17 protein-coding genes are annotated in these 14,148 nt (G+C 61.4%); 12 read left to right on the top strand and 5 right to left on the bottom strand.

Annotation, left to right across the window (positions count from 1 at the left end; translation table 11 throughout):
- Positions 1-140: 140 nt before the first annotated feature.
- The 6 genes from ccrA (at position 141) to CLV78_RS17345 (ending at position 5,752) form a co-directional block, all read left to right on the top strand.
- Positions 141-1,424 carry a crotonyl-CoA carboxylase/reductase gene (ccrA, locus tag CLV78_RS17370; RefSeq protein WP_106206385.1) on the top strand — a complete coding sequence of 428 codons (1,284 nt, stop codon included), beginning with the start codon at positions 141-143 and terminating at the stop codon, positions 1,422-1,424.
- Positions 1,425-1,734: 310 nt separating this feature from the next.
- Entirely contained in the window at positions 1,735-1,947 is a 213-nt protein-coding gene (locus tag CLV78_RS17365) for a hypothetical protein (protein WP_106206383.1), read from the top strand.
- Positions 1,919-2,632 carry a helix-turn-helix transcriptional regulator gene (locus CLV78_RS17360; protein ID WP_106206381.1) on the top strand — a complete coding sequence of 238 codons (714 nt, stop codon included), beginning with the start codon at positions 1,919-1,921 and terminating at the stop codon, positions 2,630-2,632. Before CLV78_RS17365 ends, CLV78_RS17360 begins: the two co-directional genes overlap by 29 nt.
- Positions 2,633-2,753: 121 nt before the next feature.
- Positions 2,754-3,398, top strand: coding sequence for an acyl-homoserine-lactone synthase (locus CLV78_RS17355; RefSeq protein WP_106206379.1), 645 nt, complete (start codon positions 2,754-2,756; stop codon positions 3,396-3,398).
- A gap of 93 nt (positions 3,399-3,491) precedes the next feature.
- Positions 3,492-5,024, top strand: coding sequence for an ATP-dependent DNA helicase (locus tag CLV78_RS17350; protein WP_106206377.1), 1,533 nt, complete (start codon positions 3,492-3,494; stop codon positions 5,022-5,024).
- Complete coding sequence (locus CLV78_RS17345; protein ID WP_245925140.1) at positions 5,021-5,752, top strand: SDR family oxidoreductase; 732 nt, start codon at positions 5,021-5,023, stop codon at positions 5,750-5,752. The genes CLV78_RS17350 and CLV78_RS17345 overlap by 4 nt, the downstream gene beginning before the upstream one ends.
- Here the strand turns inward: CLV78_RS17345 and CLV78_RS17340 are convergent.
- The 5 genes from CLV78_RS17340 to lgt all read right to left on the bottom strand — a co-directional run bounded on the left by CLV78_RS17340 (position 5,749) and on the right by lgt (position 9,909).
- Complete coding sequence (locus CLV78_RS17340) at positions 5,749-6,552, bottom strand: Hint domain-containing protein (RefSeq protein ID WP_106206373.1); 804 nt, start codon at positions 6,550-6,552, stop codon at positions 5,749-5,751. The genes CLV78_RS17345 and CLV78_RS17340 overlap by 4 nt on opposite strands.
- Before the next feature lie 326 nt (positions 6,553-6,878).
- Positions 6,879-7,022, bottom strand: coding sequence for a hypothetical protein (locus CLV78_RS24010; protein WP_158263590.1), 144 nt, complete (start codon positions 7,020-7,022; stop codon positions 6,879-6,881).
- Positions 7,023-7,163: 141 nt separating this feature from the next.
- Positions 7,164-7,919 (bottom strand): peptidoglycan editing factor PgeF, encoded by a 756-nt coding sequence (pgeF, locus tag CLV78_RS17335; protein WP_106206371.1) that lies wholly within the window; start codon positions 7,917-7,919, stop codon positions 7,164-7,166.
- Entirely contained in the window at positions 7,916-8,986 is a 1,071-nt protein-coding gene (locus tag CLV78_RS17330; protein ID WP_106206369.1) for a class I SAM-dependent methyltransferase, read from the bottom strand. The genes pgeF and CLV78_RS17330 overlap by 4 nt, the downstream gene beginning before the upstream one ends.
- Positions 8,983-9,909, bottom strand: coding sequence for a prolipoprotein diacylglyceryl transferase (gene lgt / locus CLV78_RS17325; protein ID WP_106206555.1), 927 nt, complete (start codon positions 9,907-9,909; stop codon positions 8,983-8,985). The genes CLV78_RS17330 and lgt overlap by 4 nt, the downstream gene beginning before the upstream one ends.
- A gap of 97 nt (positions 9,910-10,006) precedes the next feature.
- On the opposite strand from lgt, the gene CLV78_RS17320 reads away from it, so the two are divergent.
- From CLV78_RS17320 to CLV78_RS17295, 6 genes are all read left to right on the top strand, one after another.
- Complete coding sequence (locus CLV78_RS17320; protein WP_106206367.1) at positions 10,007-10,258, top strand: accessory factor UbiK family protein; 252 nt, start codon at positions 10,007-10,009, stop codon at positions 10,256-10,258.
- A gap of 108 nt (positions 10,259-10,366) precedes the next feature.
- The gene (locus tag CLV78_RS17315; protein WP_146136720.1) at positions 10,367-11,065 is read left to right on the top strand and encodes a hypothetical protein; all 699 of its coding nucleotides are present in this window, start codon (positions 10,367-10,369) and stop codon (positions 11,063-11,065) included.
- 347 nt (positions 11,066-11,412) lie between these two features.
- Positions 11,413-11,913 carry a type III secretion system chaperone family protein gene (locus tag CLV78_RS17310; RefSeq protein WP_106206363.1) on the top strand — a complete coding sequence of 167 codons (501 nt, stop codon included), beginning with the start codon at positions 11,413-11,415 and terminating at the stop codon, positions 11,911-11,913.
- 131 nt (positions 11,914-12,044) lie between these two features.
- Complete coding sequence (gene proC, locus CLV78_RS17305; protein ID WP_106206361.1) at positions 12,045-12,857, top strand: pyrroline-5-carboxylate reductase; 813 nt, start codon at positions 12,045-12,047, stop codon at positions 12,855-12,857.
- A complete protein-coding gene (locus tag CLV78_RS17300) occupies positions 12,854-13,192 on the top strand; it encodes a tRNA-binding protein (RefSeq protein WP_106206359.1) in 339 nt (112 codons plus the stop codon). Before proC ends, CLV78_RS17300 begins: the two co-directional genes overlap by 4 nt.
- Positions 13,189-14,145 carry a 2-hydroxyacid dehydrogenase gene (locus tag CLV78_RS17295; RefSeq protein WP_106206357.1) on the top strand — a complete coding sequence of 319 codons (957 nt, stop codon included), beginning with the start codon at positions 13,189-13,191 and terminating at the stop codon, positions 14,143-14,145. The genes CLV78_RS17300 and CLV78_RS17295 overlap by 4 nt, the downstream gene beginning before the upstream one ends.
- The last annotated feature ends 3 nt before the right edge of the window (positions 14,146-14,148 follow it).

The following is a 14,148-nucleotide window of genomic DNA, read 5'->3' as shown; positions in this document are numbered from 1 at the left end:
CACGTGAAATTGCATCCGAAAGGACATAAAATTTCAAAAATGATACCATTGGTGTTGCTAAGTTGCGTTGCCACATCTAATCCACTACGTGCAACCGTGACGATTCTGCGTCGCGGCACCACTGACGATGGGAGGCCTGGATGGCTCTGGATGATATGACCCACGCAACATACGAGGCCCCTGAGAAGGAGCTCTACGAAATCGGCGAAATGCCCCCGATGGGATATGTCCCGCCCAAGATGTACGCCTGGGCAATCCGGCGCGAGCGACATGGCGAGCCGGACAAGTCCTTTCAGGTCGAGGTCGTGGAAACACCGCCGCTCGATACCCATGAGGTTCTGGTGCTCGTGATGGCTGCAGGCGTGAACTACAACGGCGTGTGGGCTGGTCTCGGGGTGCCGATCTCGCCGTTCGACGGCCATGGCGCGCCGTACCATGTCGCAGGCTCGGATGCGTCAGGCATCGTCTGGGCCGTTGGCTCGAAGGTTAAAAGCTGGAAGGTCGGCGACGAGGTTGTCATCCATTGTAATCAGGACGATGGCGACGACGAGGAGTGCAATGGCGGTGACCCGATGTATTCGCCTAGTCAACGTATCTGGGGCTATGAGACGCCCGACGGGTCCTTTGCCCAGTTCACCCGCGTGCAGGCCCAACAGCTACTGCCGCGGCCGAAACACCTGACCTGGGAAGAAAGCGCCTGCTATACCCTGACATTGGCCACAGCCTACCGGATGCTGTTCGGCCACCATCCTCATGAGCTGAAGCCGGGCCAGAACGTCCTGGTCTGGGGGGCGTCCGGCGGGCTCGGGTCCTTCGCGATCCAGCTGATTAATGCCGCCGGCGGCAATGCCATTGGCGTGATCTCGGACGAAGACAAGCGTCAGTTTGTCATGGACCTTGGCGCCAAGGGGGTGATCAACCGCAAGGACTTCGACTGCTGGGGCCAGTTGCCGACCGTGAATACGCCGGAGTATGCTGCCTGGTTCAAGGAGGCCCGCAAGTTCGGCAAAGCCATCTGGGAGTTTACCGGCAAGGGCAATAACGTCGACATGGTGTTCGAGCATCCCGGCGAGGCAACTTTCCCGGTTTCCACCTTTGTCTGCAAGAAGGGCGGAATGGTCGTGATCTGCGCGGGCACAACCGGCTTCAATTGCACCTTCGACGTTCGCTACATGTGGATGCACCAGAAACGTCTGCAGGGCTCGCATTTTGCGCATCTCAAGCAGGCCGCGGCGGCAAACCGGCTGATGTGCGAGCGTCGCATCGATCCCTGCATGTCCGAGGTGTTTTCCTGGGACGAAATCCCGGAAGCGCACATGAAAATGATGCGGAATGAGCACAAGCCGGGCAACATGGCCGTGCTGGTTCAGGCGCCGACAACCGGCCTCGTGACTTTTGAGGATGCTCTCGAAGCGGGCCGCTGAGCAAGTCTGCTGACGTTCTGCGCCGTCCCCCGAAGCCTGAGGGACGGCGTTTTCTTTTGCGTTTGTCGCACCACCCGGGACTTTCGCCTGACTGCGCGAAGGCCACAGTGCGTGCAAAGCGATTGCAGTTCGCTTTCGGCGGCCAAGTGGCAGAAAACCGTCCCCTGACGTCGTCTTCTTCGCGAATCAACGCTCTGGCTGATGTGACCTCGCCATTTTGGGGGAGGCAGAACCCGTGAATTCTGCGGGAATCTGTGTCGTGCTAGAGTGGTTGCTGAAATTTGGTGATGACCCCGGAAGAGACTCTGCTATGACTCACGCTTGGATACTGGACGTTCTTGCAGACCTTGGCGCCTACGCGCGTCGACATGAGCTTCATGCGCTTGCCGAGCAACTGGACGACGTCCAGAAGGTGGCGGTCGCGGAATGCGCGGATCTGTCGGACGGCCGGAACAGATACGAACTCGGAAAGGGTGCGCCGAAACCGGCCGACCATGCAGGAGAAGCTCGAATCCCTATGTGAGCGTGTGCAGCGTGCATCCGATGTCGGCGACTTGCAGGCTGCGACCGAGCAACTGCGTGACTACTACGACGTCGCCCATATCGTCTACCATTGGGTCAACAGCGTCGGTGAGCGGTTCGGGGCCGGGACCTACAGCCAGGAATGGGTCGATCGCTACGTCGAGAAGGACTATCTCCGTATGGATCCGGTCATTCTCGGCTGCCTGCAGCGGTTCAATCCCGTGGATTGGAAGGAACTGGATTGGTCGAGCCGTGCGTCACGGGACTTCCTGCGTGAAGCGATCAACTTTGGCGTTGGAAACCAGGGCCTCACCATCCCGATCCGGGGCCCGGCTGGGCAGTTTGCGTTGTTCACCGCTTCGGACCATTGCGACGACTATGTCTGGGCTGTTTTTGTGGACGAGAACATGCGCGATCTGATGATCATCGCACATGAATTCAACAAGAAGGCTCTGGAATTCGAGCAGGGGGGAGATAGTGCCCCGGTGCCGACGCTGTCGCCTCGCGAGTTGGAGGCGATGACCTACCTCGCCAAGGGATTGAGCCGGTCACAGGCCGCGAAGGAAATGGAGATCTCCGAGCACACGCTGCGGGTCTATATCGAGGCAGCACGTCACAAACTCGGAGCTATGAACACAACTCATGCGGTAGCGCGTGCATTGAGCAGAGGATTGATCGTCGTCTAGAGTGACGGGACGGAATTTACGGAAATAAGGTTATCCACAGAACATCCTCGAAACATCGTAGGGGTCTGTTAACCATATGGCGCCAATCCTTTCCGTATCTGACGGAAAGGAGCCTCTCGTCATGCTGCGTTACGTATATGGAAACAATCTCGACCGCTATCCGACACTCCGCGACACGATGTTTCTCGATCGTGCTGAGCAATTCTCCCGACGCCTCGGTTGGGAGGTCTCAGTCAATTCCCAAGGGGAAGAGCGGGATCAATACGACGTCCTGAACCCGCTGTATGTGATCTGGGAACTGGAAGACGGATCCCATGGCGGATCAATGCGCTTCCTGCCGACAACCGGCCGGACAATGATCAACGAGCATTTCTCTCATCTTACGGATGGTGTGCTGATCCAGTCGCCTCTGATCTGGGAATGCACCCGGTTCTGCATTTCTCCGCGTGCTGATCGACGGGCTGCGGCGGCGTTGGTGCTCGGTGGTGGGGAGTTGATGGACAACTTCCACCTCTCGCATTTCTGCGGTGTCTTCGATCCGCGCATGGAGCGCATTTATCGCCTGTATCATGTCGACCCCGATGTGATCGGCAGCGCCGGAGAGGGCAAGGACCGGATCGGTGTCGGGCTGTGGGAAATGAAGCCCGAAGCCTGGGCCCCGACATTGAGGCGCCTTGGAATTGATCGCCGGACCTCGATTGGCTGGTTCAACAGGTCGTTCAACCGTACGACGCCGACGGAAATGCCACTGGCTGCCATCGCCTGAACTGCGAACCCGGAAGAGAGGCGGCCCCCTCGCGTGCGAATTTGGTGCCACCTCTCCCTTTCGCCCCGCTTCGCGCGCGGCTAGGGTCGCGAAATGGCCGTACCCGCAGTCCAGTTTTCCGAAGACCAGGCAGATGCCTGGGACCGTGCATCCGAGCTTCTGGCTGTATCCGGTGTTGACCTCGTGAACGAAACCCTGCTTCCGCCGGGCGGTGGCACGGACAAGGCTCTGGCGATTGTCGGCAAAGCCGGATCGGGAAAGACTCTGCTGCTTGCGCGGCTTGCGCAAGAGTTGCAGGAACTGGGTGTCGACGTCGTTTCCGGAGATTGGGAAGGTCGCAAGCGGAAGGACCGCCGGACACTGGCTATTCTGGCGCCAACCAACAAGGCGGCGAGCGTTCTGCGAAGCCGCGGCGTGCCTGCCACGACCATACACCGCATCCTATATACGCCTGTCTACGACCCCGAGTACGAGAACATCGCCGAATGGCTTGCCGGACAAGGCGATCGGCCGGAGATCGAGGGCCTGACCGATGCGGCACTCGACAGGGCATACGCATTCTACCAAGCGCACAGTTCGATTCCCGGTGCGCTGGCTGCGGCAGGGCTGCGTGGGTCCGATTTCATAACTGGATGGAAGCGGCGCGAGGAGCCGCTCGACATTGGATTTGTCGACGAAAGCTCGATGCTCGACGAGCGACAGTTCGAGGATCTGCAGGAGATCTTCCCAACATTGCTGCTGTTCGGCGACCCAGCGCAACTTGCCCCGGTCAACAGCGGCGGCGCGATGGTCTTCGACACTCTGCCCGAGTCGCAGAAGATGGTTTTGCACCGTGTGCACCGCCAGTCCGGCGACAACCCGATCCTGGATCTGGCCCATGCATTGGCCGATCCGGATCTAGAGTTCGAACAGTTCGAACGCATGATCGAGGACGCGGCACAAGATGACGATCGGGTGCGTATCGGCCAGCGGGTGGAATCGGAGATGATGGCCCGGTCACCTGTGCTGGTTTGGCGCAATGCCACCAGAATTCGTCTGATTAGTGCGTTTCGGGCGGCCTACGGGGCGCCCGCTGATGGGTTGCTTCCGGGAGAGCCGCTGATCTGCGACGGGATCGAACTGCCGGTAAAGCACCGCAAGAAAAGACTCGACCTGGAGGCGCGCGGCCTCATCAAGGGCGCTCAGGTGGTCTACCTTGGCGCAGGGAACAAGGCCGGGTTCTCCCGGCTCCACGTGATCGGCGCGGAGGATCCCCGGCTTTCGGCCGCTTCCATCATCAAGATCGAAAAACCGGATGAGGAGGAACCCTTCATCCCATATGCGGCACGTATGGGGGCAACGTTCCTCCACGGTGCCGCGGTGACGATCCACAAGGCGCAGGGATCGCAATGGCCAAGTGTGCAGGTCTTTGCGCCGGATCTCTATGCCGCGGCGCGGGCCGGGCGGGTGGAGGCCGGGCAACCCTTGTGGAAACGATTGGCATACGTTGCGATCACACGTGCCGAAGAGCGGCTGTTCTGGGTCACCCGGTATCGGCTGGGCAAGCCCAAGGCGCCTTTGTCGATTGACGATTTGGCGAAGCCCGCCCCGGCGTTGTCATTGGAACAGGAGGAGGAACCAGGGTGAGCGGGACGATATTCATGACCGGAGCGTCGAGCGGTATCGGTGCGGCCACGGCGAAGAAGTTCCTGGACGAGGGCTGGCAGGTTGGGCTTTTTGCCCGGCGTCGCGCAGCTTTGGAGTCGGTGGCGGATGGAGCGCACAACGCCCATATCCTGCCTGGAGACATCACCGATGCGGCGGCCGTCGATCATGCCGTGGAACGATTTGTGTCGAATGCCGGCAGGCTGGACGTGCTGTTCAACAATGCCGGAATGCTTGCGCCCCTGGGGTCGATCGACGAAATCTCGGTATCGGACTGGCAGGCCTGTATGGATGTCAATCTGACCGGTATGTTCCTCGCGGCGCGCGCTGCCTTTGGCCAGATGCGCCGTCAGGATCCCGGAGGCGGGCGAATCATCAACAACGGCTCGATCTCGGCCTATATGCCGAGGGAGGGTGCCGCGCCCTACACGGCCACGAAGCATGGTGTCACCGGCCTGACCCGTCAGATCTCGCTGGATGGTCGCCCCTTCGACATCGCCTGCGGACAGATCGACATCGGAAACGCCCGGACCGAGATCCTACAACAGGTGACCGATAAGGCGATCGCCGACGGACAGGCGCCGCCGGACACAATCGAAGTGGAGCATGTTGCCGATGCCGTCTGGCAAATGGCCAATTTGCCGCTGCATGCGAACGTCCAGTTCATGACCCTGATGGCGACCAAGATGCCCTACATCGGACGAGGTTAGGCGAGCCGCAGGTTCTCCAGTTCAAACGCGGTCAGTCTTGGCGTGTGCATCGGTCCGAAATCCTCGAGACCACTTACATGCGGGAACAGGCTCAGGAAGAGGTCCCGGGAGTTGCGGTCCATCACTGCCTCGATCTGCGATCCGGGGTGGTAGCTCTCGACCTCCATTCCATTGGCCAACAGGATCTGCTGGCCTCGGAAGCCGAGGTGGAACACGCGCACCGGAGAAACCGGCGCCACCTCGATGACGCTCACGCCATCCACGAAGCCACGCGCCGGGGCGAAGGCCTGGTTTGTCCCGAGCAGTTCAACGCACCGGCTGTTCCGGTAGAGAACGCGTGCCCGTGGCCCGAGCATCAGGTCGGGCATCGGGCGGCCGAGGCCGAATGCATCTGTCGCGAGTCGCGTCAGCCGCGCCGCCTCGCCCCCCTGCACCTCGGCGGTCTCGGGATAGACGGTCATCGAACCGACCCACAACAGCATTTGAGGTCCGTTCTCGACAGTGTCCACAAGTGTGCCGGGAAGGAGATCCTCGACAGCGACAGGACCGTGGACGGTGGAAATGAGCGTGCCGCGTGCCAGCGCCGCAAAGGCATCCTCAAATACCGGCGTGGCAGGGGCCACGCGGGTCATGTCCTCAACATCGCCTAGCGCGTTAAGGTACAAAACCTCGTATCGACGGGTGAGAGATTGCACGCGCTGGGTTTGCCGATCCGGGCGTACTGTCCGGTCTGCCGTGGCGGGCGTTTCGCCCGCGAGGTCCGTCGCGATCGCTGCGACAGGTTGGCGAGGGGTCATCATGTAATCGATCCTTCGGGTCGGTCACATCTGCCGTGGCCCCCACCAGTTCGCAGATCGACTATTCTGTCGGTTGATAATGTCAGCGCAGATGGCGGATTGTCAAAGTTCCGTCGACTTCTGCGTCTTCCTGAGGGTCAATCTTGCGGCCACTGCAGGTTTTGTTTCCGGGGCGAGAACCGCGCCGCCACTATCGCGGACCGCGTGCGAATCGAGGTCCAGCCTGATGCGGGGCCTGTGTGGTCGTGCCGGAAACAACGAAGGCCACGGTGTTTCTCCGTGGCCCATCGCGATCCTGGCAACGCTCGGTGTTGCTGCTCGTGTCGGGATCAGGCCGACATACGCTCCGCACCGGTGTCGCTGCGACGGGCGATCATGGCCTCTCTCGCGGCGCCGCGTTCAAAGGGAAGGCTAACCTCCAGCGTCTCGGCTTCCCGCATGATGGCTTCGATCCAGCGTGTCTTGGTCTTCATGTGCCTCTCCAATCTGTCTTGGCCGCAGTCGGGGCCCGTGTCTTGGACCCACCATGGCGGCGCATTGGGGCATGTCTGAGGCAAAATCGGGCAATTCTCGGCGCCTCGCACGCCAATGTCAGGGGGCTGCGCTGGCGAGGTTCAAAGCCGAATGGCCGAGATCAGGCGGCCATAATCCGCCTCCTTTCGGTGCACGGATCGACGGTAGGAATAGAAACGTCCGGGGTCCGCATAAGTGCAGTGGCGCGTCCAAGTGGCCTGGCCCACACCGGCCCGCCGCAGCCTGTGCAAGCCATAGGCCGGAAGGTCGAACATCGGCCGCTCTCCCTCGCCATTGGCAAAGAAACGCGCGTTGTCGGGGTCTTCGGCCGCAAACGTGTCGTAGAAGTCCCAGCCAACTTCGTAGGCGCCCTGGCTGATCGTTGGGCCGATGACCGCCTGCGTGTTCGCGCGATCTGCGCCGAGGGCTTCCATCGCGTCCAATGTCGCTTCCAGCACGCCGCCCACGGCGCCGCGCCAGCCGGCATGTGCCGCACCGATCACGCCGGCGTCGTGGTCGGCAAAAAGAACGGGCTGGCAATCCGCCGTCAGGATCGACAGGGCCAAACCCGGTGTTGCGGTCACGAGGGCGTCTGCCTTTCGGCTCTCGGTCAATGGAGCGTCGACAGTGACCACATCCGCCGAATGGACCTGGTGGACCGTCACGAGATTTCGGAGTTGAACACCCATGGCAGCCGCGACGCGTTCGCGGTTGATGGTCACGATCTCCGCCTGATCGGAGGATCCCTGACCGCAGTTCAGGCCCTCGAAGACACCCGAGGACGCGCCGCCATGCCGGGTGAAGAACCCGTGCCGCAGCGGGGACAGGATGTCGGCTGTCAGGACTTCCAGTGTCATGGGTCGAATCCTGGCGGTGGCGGGGTTCCGGGGCGGTAGATCGCAATCGTCTTGAAGAGCGAACCCATTTCCTGCGGGTGGGTCAAGCGCTGATGCGCGGCGATATGCGAATCAAGCGCCTCCTTGTCCGGCAGCCTTTCTGCGATCTGTTGAGCGCGGGCGGTTATGCCCAGCCGCTCCAGAAGAACACCCTGAGAGGTCATTCGGGAGGTGGTCGCGCCGGCCATAGCCGCGGCGCGGGCGACGGCCTCGAAATCCACATGTGCGGTCAGGTCGGCCTGGCCGGGCGCCAGCAGCGGGTCCACTGGTTGGTGCGACTGCACCGCCTGGAAGGTATCCCCACGGGACCGCCAGTCACCATAGTCGATGATCACCGCCAATCCGCCGTGCCGGGCAATCCGGCGCGAGATCTCGCCGATCGCGGCGGACAGGGCGGGGCAGAACTCGACGATTTCTCCCGGTTGTGTGTCAACGAGGCGGTGGGCGATGGCGGGGACGTCGACGATCTCGGAGAACGCGAAGCGGAGGTCGGCCCCTTCGGCGTGGACAAGACACTCTCGCCAGCCGGTGCCGTCCCGGCGAAACTGCCGAACCGGAAGGGCGTCGAGGAACTCGTTGGCCAACAGGAAAAGCGGAGCGTCCGGAAGATCGGAGAGGGCGTTGTGCCATCTGGCGCCGTACCCTCGAACCGCTTCCTCCTGAAGCGCCCGAAGCTGTGGGCTGGCCTCCACAAGGTGCACCTGCATGGCCTTTGCGAACCCGGGAACTTTGCGCGTGGCCTGCAGCACGTCGCTCATCAATGTCCCCCGCCCGGGCCCGACCTCTGCCAGTGTCGCCGAGGGTTGGCCTTGGTCCATCCAGACCTGCGCCAGCAGCAAGCCGAGGAGTTCGCCGAACATCTGGCTGATTTCCGGGGCCGTGGTGAAATCGCCGCGCCGCCCGAAGACGGTTTCGTTGGTGTAGTATCCAAACGACGGATGCAGCAGGCATTCCCCCATGAAATCGGCCAGCGTCATCGGACCCGTCGCGGCAATTCGTTGAATCAGGAGTTGCTTGAGCGCGGTCATTCGGGTGCGGGTCGTTGTCTCAGTGCGATGGCGATCAATGCGAGCCCAAGGGCCACCATGGGCAGCGACAGGAACTGCCCCATTGTGATTCCGACAGAACCACTGCCAATGACAAAGCCGATCGGATTCTCTGGCGTGATGAACTGTGGATCGGCCTGGCGGAAATACTCGACGACGAATCGGCTCGTGCCATAGCCTGCGAAGAAGACACCGGCAGTCAGTCCGGGCACTTTCAGCGACTTGCGGACCAATGCCATCCACAGCAAGACCGCGCCAAGCACCACGCCTTCGAGCGCAGCCTCGTAGAGCTGGCTCGGATGCCGCGCGACCTCGTTGCCATAGTAGAACCATTCGCCCGTCCTGGCGCAGCCTTGGTAGGCAGGATCGCTGCACATGGTCGGGAATTTCATCGCCCATGGCGCGTCTGAGGGGCGCCCCCAAAGCTCTCCATTCACAAAGTTGGCGATCCGTCCGAGGAAGAGCCCCGGCGGCGTGGCAATTGCCATCGCATCGGCCGCGCCCAGGCGCGGGATCCCGTGGCGTCCGGTATAGAGCCAGACTGCCACGATCACGCCAAGGAGCCCGCCGTGAAAGGCCATGCCACCTTCCCAGACCGCAAGTATCTGTGCCGGGTTGGCCAGGTAGTATGCCGGCCTGTAGAACAGCACGAATCCAAGCCTTCCGCCAAGGATCACCCCGAGGATCACCCAGGTCAGCAGATCCTCGACCTGAGCCGGGCGCATCGGTGGTGTATCTCGGGGCCAGAGCGCCGGGCGGTTCAGCAGGCGCGTGATCATCCACCACCCGATCAACAGCCCGCCAATATAGGCAAGCGCATACCACCGAAGGGCAAACTCCATCCCGAGGATTGTGATCGAGAAGAGTTCCGGGCTGGGTTCGGGAAATTGGATCAGGGCTTTCATCGTGACCGGTCTTGCCTGTGTCGCTGCGGCGAAGTCAACCTTGAGTCCTGCCGTCTCGGGCGCCATATAGTGGGCAGATGCAACGGACGGGTACCCCATGCAAAGCCGAAACAGACTTTTCGACGACATGTCCCAGCTGATGACCAACGCGATGGGTGTGGCCCAGGGCGCGAAGGACGAGGCGGAGACCGCTTTCAAATCCATGATCGACCGCTGGATGGCCGACCGCGATTTCGTCACCCGCGAGGAATTCGACGCGGCGCGGGCGATGGCCCAGAAGGCGCGCGAAGAGAACGAGGCTCTGAAGGCGCGTGTCGATGCCCTGGAAGACGCACTCAAGTCCCGGTAGCCCCTGTCGGGCACGTTGACGAACGAAGAGAAGCGTATGAAGAACCCCTGCCTGATCTGGACGTATCGTCGAACCGGCGGAACGTCATTGACGTCGCTTGTGGCCCAGATGTCCGGGCGCAAGCCATGGCATCACGAGCCGTTCAATGCGCAGCGCCCGTTCCATTGGATCGTGCGGAATTTTAAGCAGGACGCCGAGCACAAATCCCTGTCGAGCGACATGGAAGAGGCTTTGAAAGACAGTCCTTGCATTAAGCATTGCTATGATCTTCTGCCCGTTCCAATTCACAAAGCCCTGCTGGAGGTGGCTGCAAACCACTCCTACAGCTTCGTGATCCTGGATCGTCGAAACGATCTTGACCGGGTGTTGTCGTTGCAGCTTGCACAGCAGACTGGCGCCTGGGGACCCAGCGGCGCGAAGGAGCGCTATCCTGAGATCCTCGCGGGGCGGATAAAGCTGGAGCCGATTTCAGCAGAGAAAGTCCGGAGCGCTCTGGAGACGGGACGCAATCGGCGGGCAATGCTCAAGCGCCAACTTTCGGCCCATGGAAAGCGCCCGCACGTGGTGCTCTTCGAGGAGGTCTACGGTGACCCGTCGGTCGGGGTAGAAAAAGTCGCGGGATTGATGGAGTTTCTGGGGGTCGATGTCTCCGCCAACTCTGACTATGAGAGTGCGTTGAACCAGACGCTGACGGGTACATCCCAGAATTCCGCAAGCATCCTGGAGCACGTGCCGAATATCGCTGAGCTTCGCGAGCAATTCTCGTCCTTTTCGGATGTTGGCGGCATTTGGGACGATCTGAGATAGCAGACCGTGGAAAAGCCGAGGTAAGACACGCCAATTCAACTGAGTCAAATTGGCGCTTCATCATTGATTTACCTTGGTTAACGTCACCAATTTAGTCGGCTACGTTCCCTTTTTTCCTTGGCGATCATGCCATCCGGACCAACGCGGTCACGCCCCAAAATCTCCGCAAACGCGCAACATCTTGCGAGTCGCATTGCCTTTGTCACAAAAAATCTTCTTTACAGGCATGGCGCTTTGCCCGCACCATATGTGGTAAGGACGGTGGCATGCACCGCCGGACCTAGAGCAGGCACCTAGCCCTAGTTGCCATGTCAATTGGCCGGGGCGCGAAAGAAGTGAGGCCAGGCATGTCCCTATCCGAAGACTTCCTGACAGAAGACCTACATCCAATCGACATTGTCGAAGCGCTGGCGGAGGACAATTCCTGGGACTTTGACCGCATCGCCGATGATCAGATCGCGATGGCGGTCGAGGGGCAATGGCGGACCTATTCGATCACCCTGGCCTGGTCGCCCTTCGACGAGACGCTGCGCCTGATCTGCACATTCGAGATGGAGCCGCCGGAGGATCGTCTCGGTCAGCTTTACGAGGCGCTGAACACGGTCAACGACAATTGCTGGGCCGGCGCCTTCACCTACTGGCGGGAGCAACAACTGATGACCTATCGCTATGGTCTGGTACTTGCCGGGGGTCAGATGGCGAGCCCGGACCAGATAGACCGGTTGATCGGAACTGCGGTCATGGCCGCCGAGCGCTACTATCCCGCCTTCCAGCTGGTCGTCTGGGGCGGTCAGTCGCCAAAGGACGCGATGCAGGTCGCCATCGCGGAAGCCTTCGGACGGGCCTGACACCCGGGTCTGCCAACCGGCGCAAACAGCATATCATGCAGGCAGGAATGCCCGTCGAACACATCGTTCGGCGGGCATTGCGATTGCTCCTTCGCAGTTCTAACCTCGCGCCGAATAATCAGGGGTACTCCATGGATATCGAAACTGTGCGAACCCGTGGGCTGGTTCTGCTGGGCTGCGGAAAGATGGGATCTGCGATGTTGCAGGGATGGCTGGCAGACGGGTTTCCCGCAAGCTCCGTCCATGTGATCGATCCCGCACCGTCGGAATGGCTGACGTCAACAGGGGTTTCTGTGAACGGGGATCTGCCGGACGATCCGGCCATCGTGTTGGTCGCAGTCAAGCCGCAGATGATGGCAGAGGCGCTGCCCCGGCTCGCAGCATTGGGTGGCGGCGGCACGTTGTTCATGAGCGTCGCTGCCGGCACGCCGATCTCTTTCTACGAGTCGGCCTTGGGTACAGCCACACCCGTGGTTCGGGCCATGCCCAACACGCCCGCGGCTGTCGGGCGAGGCATCACGGCGATTATCGGCAATGACCACGCGGGCGCTGACGAGATGGATCTGGCAGAACTCTTCCTCTCCGCCGTCGGTGATGTGGTGCGGCTGGAGAACGAGGGACAGATGGACGCCGTGACCGGAGTCTCCGGCTCCGGGCCAGCCTATGTCTTTCATATGGTCGAGGCGATGGCGATCGCCGGGGAAGCTCAAGGGCTTCCCGGCGATCTTGCCATGCAGCTTGCGCGCGCAACCGTTGCCGGAGCAGGAGAACTGCTCGCCCAGGCCGACGAGAGCGCGGCGCAGCTTCGGATCAATGTGACGTCTCCCAATGGGACAACGGCAGCGGCACTTGAGGTGTTGATGTCGGAGGAAACCGGTCTGCCGCCGCTGATGTGCCAGGCGGTCGGCGCCGCCGCGGACAGGAGCCGGGAGCTGGGCAAGTGAGCGAAATCAGTTTCGACGATTTTATGAAGGTCGACATTCGCGTCGGACGGGTCCTGCGCGCCGAACCCTACCCGGAGGCGCGCAAGCCGGCGTTGAAAATCTGGGTCGATTTCGGGCCGGAGATCGGAGAGAAGAAGACCTCTGCCCAGGTCACGCGTCACTACGATCCCGAGACGCTGGCGGGGCGAATGGTGATGGGCGTGGTGAACTTTCCACCGCGCCAGATTGGTCGGTTCATGTCGGAGGTCCTTCTCCTTGGCGTGCCCGACGAGGATGGGGAGGTTGTGTTGCTGACCCCGGATCAAGATGTCCCTGTAGGAGGGCGAATGCATTGACCAAACGTATCCTGATATCCCGTACGCTTCCCGAAGCGATTCTGGAGGAGGCTGCGCGCCTCGGTGAGGTGACTGTTCGCCCGGGGCGCATTCCGCTTGATCTCGGTGAAGCCAGACAGGCACTAAATGACTATGACGGAATCCTCAGCATGGGCGGGGACGCCTTCGGCGCCGAGACCTTCGAGACCGGCCCTTTCCGTTGCAAGGTCATTGCCAATTTCGGTGTCGGCTACGAGCATATCGATGCACCGGCCGCCAAGGCCGCAGGTGTCGCGGTTTCCAACACTCCCGGCGCGGTAACCGATGCCACGGCCGACATCGGCATGACACTTGTCCTGATGACTTGTCGGCGTGCTGCACAGGGCGAGAGGCTTGTGCGGTCCGGTCAATGGGAAGGCTGGCGGCCGATGGAATTGCTGGGAATGCACGTGACCGGCAAGACGCTCGGTATTGTCGGGATGGGGCGGATCGGGAAGGCCGTTGCCCGCCGCGCGCATTTCGGTTTCGACATGCCGATCGTGTTCTACAACCGCTCCCGGGTGGAAGACCCCGGCTTGCCTGCCACGCAGCTCGACACGATCGAGGACCTGATGTCGACGGCAGACATCGTGGTCGTGACGGTGCCGGCAACCCCGCAGACCCGTCACCTGATCGGCGCCGCAGAGATCGCGGCGATGAAACCTACTGGCGTGCTGGTGAACATTGCCCGCGGCAATGTCGTGGTCGAGGCCGACCTCATCAAGGCTTTGCAGGAGAAGCGGATTGGCGGGGCGGGGCTCGATGTCTACGAGTTCGAGCCCAAGGTCCCGCAGGCATTGCGCGACCTCGACAACGCCGTTTTGTTGCCGCACATGGGCACGTCGACACTCGAAGTGCGGACCAACATGGGGATGCTCTGCCTCGACAATATCCGCGCGGCACTAGAAGGGCGGGACCTTCCGACCCCTGTGTGATCG

Origin of the sequence: Aliiruegeria haliotis, from assembly GCF_003003255.1 — a bacterium.
GTDB classification, from domain to species: domain Bacteria; phylum Pseudomonadota; class Alphaproteobacteria; order Rhodobacterales; family Rhodobacteraceae; genus Tropicimonas; species Tropicimonas haliotis.
Note: the sequence above shows the minus strand (reverse complement) of the source record. Positions and strands in the feature narration are given on the sequence as shown.

Bases quoted from the DNA above. Each gene is read 5' to 3' on its own strand.
- CLV78_RS24010 (WP_158263590.1), bottom strand. From the start codon at position 7,022: ATGAAGACCAAGACACGCTGGATCGAAGCCATCATGCGGGAAGCCGAG.
- lgt (WP_106206555.1), bottom strand. From the start codon at position 9,909: ATGAAAGCCCTGATCCAATTTCCCGAACCCAGCCCGGAACTCTTCTCG.
- CLV78_RS17365 (WP_106206383.1), top strand. From the start codon at position 1,735: ATGACTCACGCTTGGATACTGGACGTTCTTGCAGACCTTGGCGCCTAC.
- proC (WP_106206361.1), top strand. From the start codon at position 12,045: ATGGATATCGAAACTGTGCGAACCCGTGGGCTGGTTCTGCTGGGCTGC.
- CLV78_RS17330 (WP_106206369.1), bottom strand. From the start codon at position 8,986: ATGACCGCGCTCAAGCAACTCCTGATTCAACGAATTGCCGCGACGGGT.
- ccrA (WP_106206385.1), top strand. From the start codon at position 141: ATGGCTCTGGATGATATGACCCACGCAACATACGAGGCCCCTGAGAAG.
- pgeF (WP_106206371.1), bottom strand. From the start codon at position 7,919: ATGACACTGGAAGTCCTGACAGCCGACATCCTGTCCCCGCTGCGGCAC.
- CLV78_RS17320 (WP_106206367.1), top strand. From the start codon at position 10,007: ATGCAAAGCCGAAACAGACTTTTCGACGACATGTCCCAGCTGATGACC.
- CLV78_RS17350 (WP_106206377.1), top strand. From the start codon at position 3,492: ATGGCCGTACCCGCAGTCCAGTTTTCCGAAGACCAGGCAGATGCCTGG.
- CLV78_RS17355 (WP_106206379.1), top strand. From the start codon at position 2,754: ATGCTGCGTTACGTATATGGAAACAATCTCGACCGCTATCCGACACTC.
- CLV78_RS17310 (WP_106206363.1), top strand. From the start codon at position 11,413: ATGTCCCTATCCGAAGACTTCCTGACAGAAGACCTACATCCAATCGAC.
- CLV78_RS17360 (WP_106206381.1), top strand. From the start codon at position 1,919: ATGCAGGAGAAGCTCGAATCCCTATGTGAGCGTGTGCAGCGTGCATCC.
- CLV78_RS17340 (WP_106206373.1), bottom strand. From the start codon at position 6,552: ATGATGACCCCTCGCCAACCTGTCGCAGCGATCGCGACGGACCTCGCG.
- CLV78_RS17315 (WP_146136720.1), top strand. From the start codon at position 10,367: ATGTCCGGGCGCAAGCCATGGCATCACGAGCCGTTCAATGCGCAGCGC.